Genomic DNA, 16,478 nt, shown 5'->3' with positions numbered 1-16,478 from the left:
ATTGGATTAGAACATTTTACATATAAAAAACTAAAAAGGTTTAAGGAAAGTTTAATGTAGACCTTTGAGTCTCATTTTTAACCCTAAAGAATTGATTGGCAGTCAAAATAATGTAATTTTGTTGCTAAATCGAGGGCAAATTGATGATGAAAAATAAAATGAAATTAAAGATGTTCAAGAAAGTTTTGGCAGTATTGCTTTTAGCGGTCTTTTTTTCCTGTTCCCCGGAAAAGCAGCCTAGCACTGAACCGATCAAGGTAACGGCAGAAGACCTGCATACGTCCATTGATAAGGTGGTAGAGATAATGATACACGACATTTTTTCCCCACCTGTGGCCAGTAGAATATTCGCCTACCCCAATATTGCGGCCTACGAAATCATTGCACAAGTAAATCCGGAGTATAATTCCTTGGCCGGACAGGTAAATGAATTGACCCCGATACCAAAGCTGGACTCCTTACAAAATGTGAATCCCAATTTGGCGGCACTTATTGCCCACATGAACATCAGCAAACAACTGATATTTTCAGAGGACAAATTCAACGTTTTACAGGATAGCCTTTTCAACAAATGGGAAACCACCAACAAGACGGAATTTGAAGCCTCAAAAGCCTATGGGGAAAAAGTTGCGGAGCATATTAAGGCATGGATGAACAAGGATAACTACCCGCAGACCCGCACCATGCCCAAATTTACGGTGGATACGGACGACCCTGCAAGGTGGCAACCCACCCCACCTGCCTATATGGACGGTATTGAACCCCATTGGAACAAAATACGTCCCTTTTTCCTGGATTCCGCAGCGCAGTTCAAACCGGTACCGCCTCCGGCCTTCTCCATGGACAAGAACTCCCAATTCTATAAGGAGCTTCTAGAGGTCTACGAAACCAGTAACCGGATTACCGCCATTGGCGATACGTCCGAAGAAGTGGCCATAGCCAAATTTTGGGACTGTAATCCGTATGTATCCGTAACCCGCGGACATTTGATGTTTGCGACCAAGAAAATTACCCCAGGGGCCCATTGGATCGGAATTACTAAAATTGCCTGCAGAAAAACAGATAGCGATTTTCAAAAATCACTTTATGCATATACCAAAACTTCTATGGCCATCGCAGATGGTTTTATCAGCTGCTGGGACGAAAAGTACCGGAGTAATCTTATCCGCCCGGAAACTTTGATAAATCAACATATTGACGAAAACTGGGTTCCCATACTTCAAACCCCTCCCTTCCCGGAATATACAAGCGGACATAGCGTTGTTTCAGGTGCGGCCGCCACTGCCTTAACGGATATCTTTGGGGACGATTTTAGCTTTGATGACGATACGGAGCTTCCTTATGGTCTTCCCGTTAGAAGTTTTACTTCTTTCAACCAAGCTGCGGACGAGGCTGCAATCAGCAGAATGTACGGGGGTATCCATTACCGGGCCGCTGTAGAAGTAGGCGTGGGCCAAGGAAGAAAATTAGGTTCCTTGCTTATTGACAAGATAAAAATGAAAAACGACAACGCGGTCGCAACGAATCACGAATAAAAAAGTAACAAAGGGAAATTCTCGAAGTACAGACCCCTTTGGCGATGCCAATAAATTTTAGATTCGTAAATTCATACGTTCGTATCAAGATGTTACCCTATGATTAGAACGTTTCTTTTATTACTATCCCTCACCTTCTTTTCCTGTACAAATTACGGTCAATTAAAGGTCGTTACAGATTTGCCTAGCAGCCTCAAGGAAAACTCAGGAATGGTTAGCCTAAAGGATTCCACGGTTTGGATTATTGAAGATGGAGGGAATAAGGATGAGTTATATAAGGTCGATTTTAAGGGAAATATCCTAAAGACCTTGAAGATGAAAAACGGGGACAACGATGACTGGGAAGATCTTACCAAAGATACGTTGGGAAATGTATATATCGCCGATATAGGCAATAACGACAACAGCAGGAAAAACCTAAAAATTTACAAGGTTCCCAATCCGGAAATAGAACCTGGCGATAAAATCGATGCCGAGAAAATTGAACTAAGCTACCCCAACCAAAAAGAGTTCCCCCCTAAGAAATCGGGCCGTTATTTTGATGCCGAAGCTATCTTCCATCATAACAACAAACTGTTCATCGTAACCAAAAACAGGGCCAATCCCTTTACCGGTAGTGCTTACATCTATAGTGTCCCGGATCAAAAGGGGGTATACGAGGCCACTTTAGTTGGGGAAATCAATGTGTGTAAGGATTGGAAGACCTGCCAAATTACGGGCATAGCTATTTCACCAAGCGGCAAGAAGATAATCGCACTCAGCTACGGAAAGCTGTTCATTTTTACGGATTTTACCTGGGATAATTTCTCTAACGGAAAAATTGAGGAAATAGATTTGGGCATTAGGACGCAATTAGAATCTATCTGTTTCTTAAATGAAGATTTGATTTTATTGTCCGATGAACGCTCTCATGGTACTGGCAATAATCTATACTCCCTGGACTTAAGCAAGGTCAAAATCCAAAGCCGAGACCAAAGGTAAAACGAGGTCCGTCCTCACTATGGAACAGGGCAAGGTTCAGAGTCAAAATATCCGCACTATTCATAAAAAACCCACCACCATAGGAAGTATGCCAAGTGTTTGAGGAAATTCCGGGCGACCATACCCTACCATAGTCAAATCCTCCGAAGAGCCCCAATGCCGTTGGCAAAATACGGGTACGCATTTTACGGAGACTAAACCTCACGTCGGTATTTTGGTAATAGGAAGCTTTCCCGGTAAAACGTTGGTTTCGATAGCCCCGCAATCCATCGGTTCCCCCTATACTGGCAGCCTGATAGAACTCATAACCATTCCCCATATTTATGTGCCCTTTCCACTTGGTCGCCAAAACGAGTCGGCCACTAGGTACCAATTTATAGTCGAAGGAGATACTCGGAATCAAATATCCAAAATTCCTATTGACCACACCAATGTTCTCCTTAAAGCCCAAGGCAATGGAGGTCGCCATGCCCATGGTAGGAAAGCTCCGGTTGTCATGGTTTTCATAGGAATAGGTTCCTTGGACGCCTACAAAACTATTGCCAGTCTCCTGTCCGTTCTGTTGGTAAAACGTATTGATGAAACGATCTGAAGTTTCCTCTACTTCAATGGCTTCATAGGAAACTCCCAGGTCGAATTTGGCACCCAAAGGGCTTCTCCATACCAATGATGGGGCAAACTCAAAATTTTGGATACGTACCCTGTTATAATCCAAGCCCAGGTCATCGTCCAAATTTTCGCTTTCATTCCCAAATCCAAAAAAGTTTATGGCAAAATTAGGGGTGGTAAATCGTGTATCCAGCGACAAGTTCCAACTCTCGAATACATTGGCAAACTCCCCCTTGTACCGTAGTTCTACGCCACTTGTGGCAAAATAATAGGAAGCACTTAAGGAATGCTGTTGGGTAAAGGGATTTTGCCTGAAACCATTGTAGGTGTAGGTATCCATAAACCCTATTTTGACACCATCATCTGGATTGAAGCCTACCGTTGGGATCACTTGGTTATTGCTACTTCTAATATTTAAGGGGTTATAGGTGTTCACCGGATAATCGTCCGTTAGTTTGACCTTGGTTTTTGTCACCTCTTCAAAGGTGTTCTTTTTACTTTTGTAGTCATAGACAGCTACTCCCCTACCGTTCCCAATCCTATAAATATCATTGTTCTGTCCGCCAATGATCCTGACTTTAATACCACCGTAATTGTCTGGATTCTTTACCTCAAAAACATCATCATCATCCAAGCCATACACCCAAATTTCATTTGTGTTGGTAGTATAAAAGACTTTGCCAAAAAACTGCTTTTTCTTTTCCCCGTCAATAATCCTGTAGGCACTCACCTGGGTTCTTTGGTCATCCAATCGGGTAATCACGAACCAATCATCCTTGTCAGTACCCACTACCGTGGCAAATTTGTTCAAGACTTTAAAATATTCGATAGCGGTATTTTCAATACCTTCAACCCTTGACAGCAGAATTCTTTTGATTTCTTGAACACCTGCATCCTGCACCTCCTTTGGAAACATGGTAAACGCTTCGTCAATAACCCTCTCATCAATCCTTTGCCGTAAAAATTTGGCCTGATTCCTCCAATCTTCCAAGGTACTTTCGGATAATAAGGCGAGATCCAGTACATACGTTTTTGGAGAGGAATTGAATCCTTTGACGTTTCTAATTTCCTCATGGAAACCTTCCATTAACCTGAGTCCGGGGATGATACGGGTGGCAAGACCCATAAAAATGCCATCACCCATTTGGGAATAGGCCTGATCACGATCCCTGGGAACCGGTCTATAGACAACCTTTTCATCCTCCTTAAACTCCGCCCATCGCCATTGGTCCACATGACGGTCCCAATCCCCTATGACCATATCGAACAATCTGGCCCTGATGTAGGCATCAGTGTCCACTTCATACTTCTCGTCATCCCGAAGGTCCTCCAACATGGAATCCGTACTCTTTAACTCATTGGAATACCCAAAACTCTCCAAATCCCCGTGACCATCTCCAGCATGTTCCTCGATCATATACAGTTCGTTTCCAAAAACATCATTGAACTCACCCAGTGCTTCCTGTTTTGGAATATAATAGAGTACCGGATTGGTATGAAGGATTCCAACGGCATCGGAAAGTTTACCAACCGTGAACGGGGCGTAGGGATGTGAACCTGTATAAAAGTCCTCCAACAGTTCCTTTGTATAGGTTTCCTTTAAATCGTCCATAAGGTACTGATCTTGAAAAGCCATGGATTGCAAATACAGTTCGGGAAGTTTTCTAAGTGCCCGCATCACGTATTCCTTTCCGGAAGCATGTCTTAAACGCAAGGATTTAGACTGATGCCCTCCTCCCTTTTTAACGGGCGTAAGTCCCCCGAACAAAGTATCTATGTAGACCACGGGAGCGGTCACTTCCCTACCATAATAGCTACGATAGCGTTCTCCCCAAATCGCCTTGAAAAAACCGGATTTATCGATTTCCTCTTTGGTGTAAACGGATGCTTTTAGTTCCTTGTTGGGAATTCTAGGAAATATAGTATCCAATTTAGTTACATTTGGTGGCAATACTGCGGAAGTAAAAAGGAATTCCTCTTTCCCTTCACTATCAACACCGTAATATCGAACCCTAGAAGAACCATCGGTATAGACTTCCAAGGTAGCGTAACCCATTCTACCGGTGGAAAACCTGGATCCATTCAATAACCTTGTTTCTCCCTTTTTAGCTCCGGAACCACTTACAATCTGAGGCGTACTGTTTTCAACGATATACTGTAATGTATGTTCGTGGCCAGAGGCAAAAATGACCCTATCCGAGTATTGCGCCAAGGTCGTTACCCTTTTTACAAGATCTAAATATCGTTTGTTTCCCATATCCTCTGTGGAAGCCCCGGATGTCCGCCTCAAAATATTTATAAAGGTTCCCAAACCTGGCAAAGGAACGGGTTGGTCCTTTGGATAAAAGTGTTTTTTGAAGGAGTATTGACCACCGTGAGGACCATAACTAGTCATTGGATGGTGCATGGCAATCAAGGTAGTTCTATCCCTGTAATCCTTTATGGCATCTTCAAGCTCCAAAAGAAATTTTTCCCGGCTTTTTATTTCACATTTATCGTTGATACCCGGCCTCCTGTTCCAGTTGGTGAGGTACCATTCCGTGTCCAAAACAATGATGGCCAGTGCATCGTTTACCTCTATTACTTCAATGGGACAACCATTTTTTGGCAAAAAGGCATCTTTATCATTCAGTTGTTCCTTGATATAATCCTCTTCCCGTTCCAATCCAATGAGGCCTTCCGTGTACCAATCGTGATTGCCCGGTATAAAAAGCTTTCTTCCCTTAAAATTGGTAAGCGTTCTCAATTGTGCATCCAAATGGCTCTTAGCGGTTAAATAAGCTACGGTAGAATCCTTGGGGTCCGGCAATCCTGCCGGATAAATGTTATCGCCCAAAAAAATGGCCGTACTATTTTCATCCGCTTGATCCAGTTTATTTTTGAAGATATTTAAAGCCGGATTCATACCCCCCAAAGGAGAAAGGCCCGCATCGCCAATGAGATAAAAGGTATGTTCAACTTCCTTGTGGATTTGAATATCCTCTGCATCCCGAATGTCCGCATATTTTGTCCTATAGGTAGCACAACCCGTAATCAAAAAAAGCAATAAAAGAGCGGTACCATATTTATTCATGAAGACGTCCCTATGTTCTATTTTTTGTAATTTGGAATTCCTAAAAATATTTCCTCATGGCGGATATTCTTCAGAATACCAAAAATCACGTTGTAACCTTGCTGACAAAGGAGTTGGATTCAAACTATCTGTACCACAATCTAAGGCATACGCAACGTGTTGTTAAAAGTACTAAAGAATTATCTAAAGCATGTGCGATATCGGATAAGGAAAAAGAAGTATTGGAAATTGCTGCATGGTTCCATGATACTGGATATACGGTGGGGACTAAAGATCACGAAAAAAATAGCTGCATCATTGCGACAAAATTCCTTGAGGACCAAGGTTATGACCCTGACCTGATCTCCAAAGTAAACCGATTAATTATGGCGACGGAGAAAGATTCAGTGCCCAATTCCATTGAAGAAGAGATCATCAGGGACGCAGACGCTTCGCACTTTGCGCAAACAAGCTATTTGGAAACATCGGAACTATTACGCGAAGAGCTTAAACTATTGAACATAGCCGACTATGCTTACAAAGATTGGGTGGATGTCAATATAATAATGTTGGGCAATCAACATCGCTATTATACGGATTATGCCAAGGAAATCTGGCAAGAGAAAAAGGATGACAATTTAAAGAAGCTCATAAAAGAGAAAAAATCCATCAAGAAAATCGCAAAAAAAGAGAAGTTAAAGGCAAAATTCAAGGGTGAAAGTCCGGATAGGGGCATACAAACTTTATTCCGTGTAACGCTCAGGAACCACCTTACTTTGAGTGATATAGCGGATACAAAGGCGAACATCCTACTTTCGGTCAACGCCATAATCATCTCATTGGCTTTATCAAACCTTATCCCCAAATTGGATAATCCTTCTAACGATTATCTCATTTACCCAACCGCAATCTTTGTCCTATTCAGTGTCATATCCATGATTTTGGCCGTATTGGCCACTAGGCCAAATGTTACTAGTGGGGAATTCACTAAAGAAGATGTTGCAAAAAGAAAGGTGAACCTTTTGTTTTTTGGAAATTTCCACAAAATGGACCTACCCGATTATGAATGGGCCATCAATGAATTGGTAAAGGACAAGGACTATATCTATTCGTCACTGACCAAAGATCTCTATTTTTTGGGTGTTGTCTTGAACAAAAAATACAACTTGTTACGTTGGACGTATACAACCTTTATGATCGGAATGATTATTTCGGTTATAGCATTTGCATTGTCCTTTAAATTTTTTGGCCCGGAGAGACAGCTACAGGAACTGGTATCCCAAGCATTAGTCTTTTAAAGTAGCCATTAGATCTTCGTAGGTATAGGATTCCTGCGATTCTTGATCGGTCTTGTATAAAATTTCTGCCCTAATGGCCTTTAGACCGGAAACTCCTTGCAGTCCTTCCAACTCAACGATTTCTATCTTGTCTGTAAAGTATTTTTTGGATTTTAAAAATTTGATATATCTCAAATATTCAAGCTCGTCCTTTTTCTGGGAATAGACGATTGCAATTTTGCCAGTCTGGGTAAGTCGCTCGTTGGTTCCTTTGATATATGCCTTATCGATACGCTTTTTAATGACTTCATAACGGGCATTATACGTTCCATCCACATCAAATTTTTTCTCATCCATTCGAAACCGAATGGACAATGAGGAACTGTAAACCAAAATCAGGGACGTGGCATCCAAGGGAATTGGCAACTCAGGTTTAAGTTTATAATGAACATTTTCCATCTCGCACATGACCTGTAACTGCCACAACCTAAGATTGCTTAAATAAAGTGAATTAAAACCTCCATTTTCGCTAATACTCTCCCCAATGTACATGTTGTGTTCCACTCCGTCCGTTTTGTAGCGTTCAAAATAATGCGGGAACATACCCTGTGCGTTTTCTTGTTTTTTATCAAGGACAGAGACCAACTTCTTATTAATCATGGTCACACTTTCATCATAGTTCTTTCTATGATCATAATAGGAACCCGTTCCCATATCGATCTTGGCCTCATAGGCCTCTATTTGTTGGGCGATTTTAGCGTCCGTCTTTTTTAGATGATCGAAAACAGGGTCGATTTCATCTTTTACAAAATCAAAAATGGCCTGCTCGCTATTGGTATAGAGCATTTCCTTGATACTGTCCAAATGGTTTTTTACCCTAAAAACGAGTTCCTCGTAAATGGGCAGTCTATTTTTTGCCAATACCTCCTCCAAGATGCCATTGATTTGGGACAATTGAATCATCAAATCCCTTTGAATGGCCTTATTACGGGCTTTGGACGAATCCTTAATATCGATTTGACCATATAGCGGATAAACATCCTTAAAAACGATTTCCTTGAAGGACGGAGATCTACTCTCCAACTGATCTTTTATAAAGTATTTTGCCTCTTCCTGAAATCTCCAATAGACGGAAGAATGCACAGAGGTACACTCATTTTGGATAATGGCATCAATTAGATTTTCTTCCTCTACCTTGGACCGCACCACTGCAGAAACTATGAAGGGCATTACATCATCCAGCTTTCGTGCATTGACTCCGTTCAATTCGTTTTTTCGATTGGAAACTACTTCCAAAACACCCAAAAGCTCGCCTTCAAAGGCTATTGGCTCCAATATGGCACTTTTAATCTCTTGTCCTTCCAGCACGTGGTATGGATCACTTTCATTCGATGTCTTGTTATATTTTTCTACATCGGAAATGGCAAAATAACTATTTTCTTGAATTAGCTTCTTATAGGAATAATTACAGAGGGCATCATGGCAAGGCTTCGAATCCTTTCCGTTGAGGATAAAGCTTGTCATATTTTTCCCGTATACTGGTTCAAATTGGTCCTTTTTTGCATTATAGACCACAAAACCAACCTTTATATCGGGCAACCTAAAGAATGACCGAAAGGTTTCCTGTAGGTTTTCCATAAAATTGTCGCTGGACCGCTTGTCGCTCGCGATTAAGCTGGATTTTATTTCAGAAATGGAATGCTCCGAAGTTACATCGAACATATTGGCAATAATAAAGCCCTTGGCAACAAAACTATCGGGCGGAATCTTATCCTGCCAAAGGCTAAGGTTATCCGGGCTTTCCATAAGCTCATTGATATCTTCTTCAGACAGTTCTTTGGATTTATCCGTAGGAAGAATTTCCATGAAGTCCGCATTGTACATGATGCGGTAATGGTGCATTACCCCATTCGAATCCGGTATATCATAAAAATAGGGCCTGCTAAAATCAAGTTCAACCCCATAATGGAACTTGAGAATAACGATACAACCCATGATGTAATCCACCCCAATTTCCTGGTTCCTTATTTTTGGTTTATACGTTGGACCAGCCTGTTTGACGATTTTTTGAAAACGTTTGGAGGGATTGAAAAAGAAATCGAAATAAGGAATGGATGCTACCTTAATTTCGTTCTCGCCCAAGATAGGCGAAAAACTATCCTGTAGGATTAAGGAAATGACCTCCCGGTGCTCTTTTATCAATTCAAGATCGGAAAAACCGTCCCGCAACATTGGATAGGGCTTTTGGGCATCAAGAACTTGCTTGGCCCTTGCCGCCAATACAGGGTCATCGCCATCAAGCATACTTTCATACTCCCTTAAAAGTTTATCAAAACTTATTTGATAAACCAAGGGTCTTAATTTGTCATCACATCCCATATTGCGTTGGTCTCCCATACTCTCTCAAAATTACAAAACATACACCTGTTTTTTGTTAAAGTTTTACATTGCGATTTTACGGTTTTTCGGATATTTATAAAAACTTTGTAGATGTCCTCCTCAAATAGACTTTCAAGAGCGTATTCAAACGCAAAATATATTTCGTTTGATGATACCTCTAAGTTTATCCTTTTTAGTGATTGTCACCGGGGAGACAATAGTTTCGCCGATGATTTTGCCAATAACAGGAACATTTATTTCCACGCCCTAAACCACTATTACAATGAAGGTTTCGATTATTGCGAGTTGGGTGATGGTGACGAACTTTGGGAAAACCTTCATTTTGAATCAATCTTTGAGGCCCACAAGAATGTCTATAAACTCTTGAAAAAATTTCATTTGGAAAAGAGGCTACATATGATATGGGGAAACCATGATATGGTCTATAAGGATAAGGCTTATGTAGACAAGTATCTCTCCAGTTATTTTGAGCCAATTGACAATACCGATAAGGAGTTGTTTGAAGGTATAACCTACAACGAGGCCATCGTATTGAAACATACCAAGACCCAACAGGAATTGTTTCTTACCCACGGGCACCAGGCAGATTGGTGGAACTATACCTTTTGGCGATGGGGTAGGTTTTTGGTGCGCATTCTTTGGAAACCCTTGCAGGTTTGGGGTATAGCGGATCCCACCAGCCCGGCAAAGAACTTTAAGGAACTGATAAAGCTGGAGCGCCGGATCAAACGATGGATATTACAGAACAACCTACTCATTACCATTGTAGGCCATACTCATAGACCTAGGTTTCCGGAACCCGGAGATATTCCCTTTTTCAATGATGGTAGTTGTGTACATCCAAGGAGCATAACGGGCATTGAAATCGAAAATGGTCAAATTTCGCTTATAAAATGGCAAATCGATACTACTTTGGATGGAACACTAAAAGTTGTAAGATTATTGCTTGAAGGACCTCAAAAGTTAGTGGACTATATGAAAAAAAAGTAATTGTGGAACTTGACAGGCTTATCGAATACATTCCAATACGTCATAATCTTATTTCAACCATAATGTTTTTGGGGGTAGTCCAAAGCTCCTTCCTGTCAATTGTACTCCTTCTTAATTCCAGCAACAATGTTGGCCTTAAATGGTTGGGGTTTTCCATATTGGCTACCGCCCTTATTTTTTTGGATGTTTATGTTTGCTACACAGGTCAAATTAAATATGTGCTGTTTCTAAACGATTCCACAGAAGCATTGGTTTTAACTATAGGACCAACACTTTATCTGGCCATTTACTGCTTTTTGAAACGAGAGAATGTTACTTTCAAAAAACATTGGTTGCACTTTATGATACCAATTGGATATTTTTTGTCGCAGATTCCATTCTATTTGGCTCCAATATCGGTGAAATACAATGCCTATATTGGTGCCTATTATTCGAAGTTTCCCAGTGCCAAAATACCAGAATCCTTTGACTACAGCTATCATTACATAAAAGATATTTTTGATTGGCTGATACTTGCTACATTTCTTTTTTATACAATATTGTCCTTAAAAATGGTATGGGAAGAAAAATCCAGATTAAAAGAAATTGGGGTAAAGAACAAATCCAGTAAATATATTTTCACACGAAATACGGTTATAGTTCTGTTCATATTACTGGTACTCATATTTTCAATCTTCTATTCATTTGATGACGATGGAGGAGATCATTACTTGGGTATTTTCAACAGCTGCCTTGCATTTTTAACAACCTATGTCTTGGTCTCGGAATCCCGGTTTTTTGAAAAATCCTGGGTTGCGGACAAGTATGAAACCATTGGCCAATCTAAATCAAACCTAAATCTTGTTAGTATTGAATCCTATGTAGATGAAAACAATTATTTTCTTCTCCAAGATGCTTCACTAAACGATTTGGCCACTATTCTAAAAGTTCATCCAAACCATATATCAAAAATTATAAATCAAGGTAAACATTCCAATTTCAACGATTTTATAAATCAGAAAAGAATAGCCTTCTCCCAAGGGAAATTGATAGACCCCGGCTTTTCTAATTTGACCATAGAGGCCATAGGAGCAATGGCGGGTTTTAAGTCGAAATCCGCGTTTTATTCTGCATTTAAAAAGCACACAGGCACTTCACCATCCGCATATATAAGGTCTTTTTCTCCAAAATTGTAATTCAGGACAGTAAGCGTACCCTAAAAATTTGTCCATTTTAAGGTCAGGTCGATATTTGCCGAAAAAGTAAATCATGGAGACCACAATTAGGAGATACGATTTGGACTGGTTACGGGTTATCGTATTTGCATTGCTTATTTTTTATCATGTAGGAATGTTTTTTGTTCCTTGGGGATGGCATATCAAAAACAACGTAATTTACGATTGGTTAAAGTGGCCCATGCTATTTTTAAACCAATGGCGACTACCTATATTATTTGTTATATCCGGCATGGGTACCTACTATGCCTTTTCAAAAAGAAATCTTGGCCAGTTCTGTTGGGAACGAATTAGAAGATTGGGGATTCCTCTTATATTCGGGATGATCTTCATTGTACCGCCTCAAGTTTATATAGAACGATTGGCCAAACACCAATTTTCAGGATCTTATCTAGACTATTTTACCTCAATCGCCTTTAAGGGTGTTTATCCGGAAGGCAATATAAGTTGGCACCACTTGTGGTTCCTTCCTTATTTGCTAGTTTTCTCCCTCCTTTTGGGGCCTTTTTTCGTTTACCTAAGAAATAACCAAAACCGTTTTAGCGATTGGATCAAAAAAATCATTGGCAAGCCTTTTGGTATTTATTGGTTTGTTGTGCCGCTCTACCTATTGGAAGCATTTATGGAACCTTTTTTTGACATAACCCATGGATTGATAGACGACTGGTTCAACTTTAGCTTTAGTTTGGTCTTGTTTTTTTACGGCTTTCTTCTAATTTCTACCGGAGATATATTTTGGAAAGTTGTGGAGGAATTAAAATCCAAGGCACTTTTAATAGGTGTTTTCACCTTTATGAGTCAAGTTTTCATTTGGGTATTTCTGGAAGACGGGTATGTGGTACATTTTACAGAAGCATTGCTTAAAGTAGTGAATATATGGTCATGGATCTTGGTGCTATTTGGGTATGCGGCAAAATATTTAAACCATAAAAGCAATGCTCTTTCCTATGCCAATAGGGCCGTGTATCCCTTTTACATACTACATCAAACAGTCACAGTTGTTTTGGCCTACTTCTTAATGGACCTTTCTTGGGGGCTATTTCCTAAGGCATCACTTCTTGTTTTGGGAACTTTTGGATTTAGCTGGTTGATATATCATCTCTTAATTCTAAAAATCCCGTTATTACAGCCTTTCTTTGGTTTAAAAAAGAAACGACCAAAATAACCTAAACTCTGTTTGCTAATGTCTTCAGTGCAACAACGAAAGCATCGAGTTCCTTGGTAGTCGTATAAATATTTGGGGTAATCCTGCAGCCTTGGACATTGGCATAATCAATCGCCACGGTAAATATGCTGAATTCTTCCAACAAGCTTTTGGCCAAGTCAGCCGGTTTCATGTGTACTATACCAACATTGGCAATACCACAGCTTCGATGGAGATCTACAGGGGTATTTACCACAATGTGTTCCACGTTTCGGACTGCATCGCTCCAATACCGTTGTAAATAACGGAGTCGGTCTTCCTTTCTTTGTAGTCCGATATTTTCCAAATAATCGATAGCATCGTCTATGGCCAAATCGGTATGAACGGGCAAAGTGCCCGTATGGTTAAGTCTTCTGATTTCGGGCACGTCATCCGTATGGTCCGCGAAAAGGGGCCAAATCTTGGCGATATGTGGTTTTGCGACGAACAGCATGCCACTACCCAAGGGTACACTCAACCACTTATGGAGACTACTGCCATAATAATCACACCCAAGTTCCGCGATATTCACATCGATATGACCAACACAATGAGCCCCGTCCACCATGACCTCAACCCCATGGCTATGGGCCATGTCACATATTTTCTTAACAGGAAGGATTTGCCCCGTAATGTTTACCATATGGCATACCATTAGTAATCTGGTCTTAGGTGTAATCTGGGATTCGTAAAGTGAGACAATTTCTTCATCGGAGGCCGGATGATTGGGAAGGGAAACAACCTTATTGACAACACCAAACCTTTTTGCCACCAAACCAAACTGGTCTTTCATGGCCCCATAATCCTGTTGTGCAAAGATGGTCTCGTCATTCTTTTCCCATGGATAACCCCCAATGATCATATCCAAGGACTCGGTTGTATTTCTAGTGATGATCAGTTCCTCTGGAGAGGCTCCTACCAATTGTGCCAAGCGGTCCCTAACCTTATCCTTATTTTCCCACTGTACCGTACGCATATAATAGGAAGCCTCATAGTTCACCATTTGGATGTGCCGCATATACTTTTCCATGGTAGGTTTTGGAATGAAATTATAGTAGCCGTTTTCCAGATTGATGTAATCCGGTTTCAAGTTATAATCCTCCCGAATACGTTCCCAAAAAGCATCCTCATTTTGGGGATAGGGGCTTTGGGATTGCTTCAAAGAATAATGGGGAAGTGCCAAAAATGGGGAAAGGAGCGCCGCACCACCCAGTTGCTTTATAAAATCTCTTTTGTTCATCAGGATAGGGTCTTTTCTTAAAAGTATTAAAAAAGGAGCAATTGCATTTTACAAACCTTAAAAATTGTGGATAGGTCAGTACATTTCTACTTTTCAAAGAAAATGGAATCGGCATGGGAGCCGTACCTTCCTCCTAAAAAATTATCTTATATTCGGGTTTACAAACCAATCCAATAACAACCCATGCCTCTTGTCATCGTAGTCCTTGGAATCCTTCTTTTGTTCCTTTTGGTCGCAAAATTCAAACTCAACGGTTTTATCTCCTTTATTTTGGTTTCCCTTTTTGTGGGAATTACCGAAGGAATGGAACCCATTGCTGTTGTTAGTTCCATTCAAAAAGGTATTGGAAACATACTGGGCTTCCTCGTTCTCATATTAGGGCTTGGCGCCATGTTGGGCAAGCTGGTTGCGGAAAGTGGGGCCGCACAACGAATAACCACAAAGTTGGTGGATAAATTCGGGAAAAAGAACATTCAATGGGCCGTAGTGCTCACAGGTTTTATTGTGGGCATTCCCATGTTCTATTCCGTTGGTTTTGTGATTTTGGTGCCCCTGGTATTTACGATTGCCGCAGCCACAGGTTTACCACTACTTTATGTGGGCCTTCCCATGCTTGCTTCCCTTTCCGTTACCCATGGCTACCTTCCCCCGCATCCCGCCCCTACGGCCATAGCGGCGACTTTTAATGCGGACATCAGCAAAACGCTCCTGTATGGTATCATCGTGGCCATTCCGGCTATAGTGGTAGCGGGACCGTTCTTGTCCAGAACAATGAAAAATATCAAGGCCTCCCCTTTAAAAGAATTGATGAACCCCACCATACTTACGGATGATGAAATGCCAGGAACCGGAATCAGTATTTTTACGGCCCTACTTCCGGTAATCCTTATGGCGATTGCGGCCCTGGCCGCACTTTTTCTTCCTGCCGATTCCTTCCTAACTTCTATTTTAGTTTTTTGCGGGGACCCAGTGATGGCCATGCTTCTTTCGGTATTGGTAGCAATCTACACGTTAGGTTTGGCCCGTGGAAAATCAATGAAGGAAGTAATGGATACCGTTGGTGAGGCCGTAAAGGGTATTACCATGGTTTTATTGATCATTGCCGGGGCAGGTGCCTTAAAACAGGTATTGGTAGATAGTGGGGTAAGCGAATATATTGGAAATGCCCTAAGCGGATCTTCCATTTCACCGCTAATATTGGCATGGTTGATCGCAACGATCATAAGGGTTTGTGTAGGATCGGCCACGGTCGCAGGGTTGACCGCTGCAGGTATTGTTCTGCCGCTGATCGAAGGTACGGGCACCAGCGCGGAACTTATGGTGTTGGCCATTGGATCTGGCAGTCTTATGCTTTCGCATGTAAATGACAGCGGATTTTGGTTATTTAAAGAGTACTTTAATCTTTCCATAAAGGATACCATTAAATCATGGACTTTGATGGAAACGACCGTAGGTGTCATGGGTCTTATAGGTGTTTTGATCTTGAATCAGTTTATATAAATTATAGTATAATGAGTATCTCCAAAAAAATACAGGAATTAGGTCTGGAACTTCCTCCTGCTCCCCCACCGGCCGGTCTATACCGACCTATATTGGTGGTCGATAATTTTTTATATGTTTCCGGTCAAGGACCGGTTTTAAAAGATGGGTCGCTCTACAAAGGAAGGGTGGGCCATGACCTTGATTTGGCCGGAGGAAAGCTGGGTGCAAGACACGTTGGCCTGACCATGTTATCCACCATCATTACCCATTTTGGGGAGGTAGACCGGATCAAACGCTTGGTAAAAACACTGGGAATGGTGAACTGTACCCCAGATTTCCAGGACCATCCCTTGGTCATTAACGGTTTTAGTGAATTAATGTCCGATGTATTTGGTGCCGAAAATGGCGTAGGCGTACGAAGTGCCGTGGGCATGATGCTTCCGGGAGGTATCGCCGTGGAAATCGAGGCAATGTTCGAACTTCACAAATAAACCCTTTTAAGGAATTTGTTGTTT

The 16,478-nt window shown here is 41.3% G+C and carries 11 protein-coding genes; 8 read left to right on the top strand and 3 right to left on the bottom strand.

The genetic code is table 11. The annotated features are described in order from the left end of the window. Window positions 1-170: 170 nt before the first annotated feature. Together F0361_RS08610 and F0361_RS08605 are read left to right on the top strand one after the other, a co-directional pair. Window positions 171-1,535 carry a vanadium-dependent haloperoxidase gene (locus F0361_RS08610; RefSeq protein ID WP_246160841.1) on the top strand — a complete coding sequence of 455 codons (1,365 nt, stop codon included), beginning with the start codon at window positions 171-173 and terminating at the stop codon, window positions 1,533-1,535. A 99-nt stretch (window positions 1,536-1,634) separates the two neighbouring features. Beyond that, entirely contained in the window at window positions 1,635-2,516 is an 882-nt protein-coding gene (locus F0361_RS08605; protein WP_154918038.1) for a hypothetical protein, read from the top strand. Here the strand turns inward: F0361_RS08605 and F0361_RS08600 are convergent. After that, window positions 2,488-6,198: a metallophosphoesterase gene (locus tag F0361_RS08600; protein ID WP_154918037.1), complete on the bottom strand. Its 3,711-nt coding sequence runs from the start codon at window positions 6,196-6,198 to the stop codon at window positions 2,488-2,490. The two genes, F0361_RS08605 and F0361_RS08600, sit on opposite strands and share 29 nt — an antisense overlap. A 56-nt stretch (window positions 6,199-6,254) precedes the next feature. On the opposite strand from F0361_RS08600, the gene F0361_RS08595 reads away from it, so the two are divergent. Next, window positions 6,255-7,475, top strand: coding sequence for a Pycsar system effector family protein (locus tag F0361_RS08595; protein WP_154918036.1), 1,221 nt, complete (start codon window positions 6,255-6,257; stop codon window positions 7,473-7,475). Here the strand turns inward: F0361_RS08595 and F0361_RS08590 are convergent. Then, window positions 7,464-9,851 (bottom strand): GAF domain-containing protein, encoded by a 2,388-nt coding sequence (locus F0361_RS08590; protein ID WP_246160840.1) that lies wholly within the window; start codon window positions 9,849-9,851, stop codon window positions 7,464-7,466. The two genes, F0361_RS08595 and F0361_RS08590, sit on opposite strands and share 12 nt — an antisense overlap. 93 nt (window positions 9,852-9,944) lie before the next feature. On the opposite strand from F0361_RS08590, the gene F0361_RS08585 reads away from it, so the two are divergent. The 3 genes from F0361_RS08585 to F0361_RS08575 all read left to right on the top strand — a co-directional run bounded on the left by F0361_RS08585 (window position 9,945) and on the right by F0361_RS08575 (window position 13,223). Then, entirely contained in the window at window positions 9,945-10,844 is a 900-nt protein-coding gene (locus F0361_RS08585; RefSeq protein ID WP_138257005.1) for a metallophosphoesterase family protein, read from the top strand. 2 nt (window positions 10,845-10,846) lie between these two features. After that, window positions 10,847-12,019 (top strand): helix-turn-helix domain-containing protein, encoded by a 1,173-nt coding sequence (locus tag F0361_RS08580; protein ID WP_154918035.1) that lies wholly within the window; start codon window positions 10,847-10,849, stop codon window positions 12,017-12,019. A 73-nt stretch (window positions 12,020-12,092) separates the two neighbouring features. Further along, window positions 12,093-13,223, top strand: coding sequence for an acyltransferase family protein (locus F0361_RS08575; protein WP_211361147.1), 1,131 nt, complete (start codon window positions 12,093-12,095; stop codon window positions 13,221-13,223). A gap of 1 nt (window position 13,224) precedes the next feature. Here F0361_RS08575 and F0361_RS08570 read toward each other — a convergent pair whose 3' ends face one another. After that, window positions 13,225-14,481 carry an aminotransferase class V-fold PLP-dependent enzyme gene (locus tag F0361_RS08570; protein ID WP_154918034.1) on the bottom strand — a complete coding sequence of 419 codons (1,257 nt, stop codon included), beginning with the start codon at window positions 14,479-14,481 and terminating at the stop codon, window positions 13,225-13,227. 183 nt (window positions 14,482-14,664) lie between these two features. Here F0361_RS08570 and F0361_RS08565 point away from each other — a divergent pair, with 183 nt between their 5' ends. Both F0361_RS08565 and F0361_RS08560 read left to right on the top strand, forming a co-directional pair. Beyond that, on the top strand, window positions 14,665-15,981 hold the full coding sequence (locus tag F0361_RS08565) for a gluconate:H+ symporter (protein ID WP_138257002.1): 1,317 nt from the start codon (window positions 14,665-14,667) through the stop codon (window positions 15,979-15,981). An 11-nt stretch (window positions 15,982-15,992) separates the two neighbouring features. After that, window positions 15,993-16,454, top strand: a complete 462-nt coding sequence (locus tag F0361_RS08560) for a RidA family protein (RefSeq protein WP_154918033.1) — start codon at window positions 15,993-15,995, stop codon at window positions 16,452-16,454. Window positions 16,455-16,478 lie beyond the last annotated feature (24 nt).

It is taken from the genome of Maribacter flavus (assembly GCF_008386635.1).
Taxonomy (GTDB): domain Bacteria; phylum Bacteroidota; class Bacteroidia; order Flavobacteriales; family Flavobacteriaceae; genus Maribacter; species Maribacter flavus.
Note: the sequence above shows the minus strand (reverse complement) of the source record. Positions and strands in the feature narration are given on the sequence as shown.

Coding starts and splice junctions, on each gene's coding strand:
- F0361_RS08610 (WP_246160841.1), top strand. CDS start 171: ATGTTCAAGAAAGTTTTGGCAGTATTGCTTTTAGCGGTCTTTTTTTCC.
- F0361_RS08605 (WP_154918038.1), top strand. CDS start 1,635: ATGATTAGAACGTTTCTTTTATTACTATCCCTCACCTTCTTTTCCTGT.
- F0361_RS08600 (WP_154918037.1), bottom strand. CDS start 6,198: ATGAATAAATATGGTACCGCTCTTTTATTGCTTTTTTTGATTACGGGT.
- F0361_RS08595 (WP_154918036.1), top strand. CDS start 6,255: ATGGCGGATATTCTTCAGAATACCAAAAATCACGTTGTAACCTTGCTG.
- F0361_RS08590 (WP_246160840.1), bottom strand. CDS start 9,851: ATGGGAGACCAACGCAATATGGGATGTGATGACAAATTAAGACCCTTG.
- F0361_RS08585 (WP_138257005.1), top strand. CDS start 9,945: ATGTCCTCCTCAAATAGACTTTCAAGAGCGTATTCAAACGCAAAATAT.
- F0361_RS08575 (WP_211361147.1), top strand. CDS start 12,093: ATGGAGACCACAATTAGGAGATACGATTTGGACTGGTTACGGGTTATC.
- F0361_RS08570 (WP_154918034.1), bottom strand. CDS start 14,481: ATGAACAAAAGAGATTTTATAAAGCAACTGGGTGGTGCGGCGCTCCTT.
- F0361_RS08565 (WP_138257002.1), top strand. CDS start 14,665: ATGCCTCTTGTCATCGTAGTCCTTGGAATCCTTCTTTTGTTCCTTTTG.
- F0361_RS08560 (WP_154918033.1), top strand. CDS start 15,993: ATGAGTATCTCCAAAAAAATACAGGAATTAGGTCTGGAACTTCCTCCT.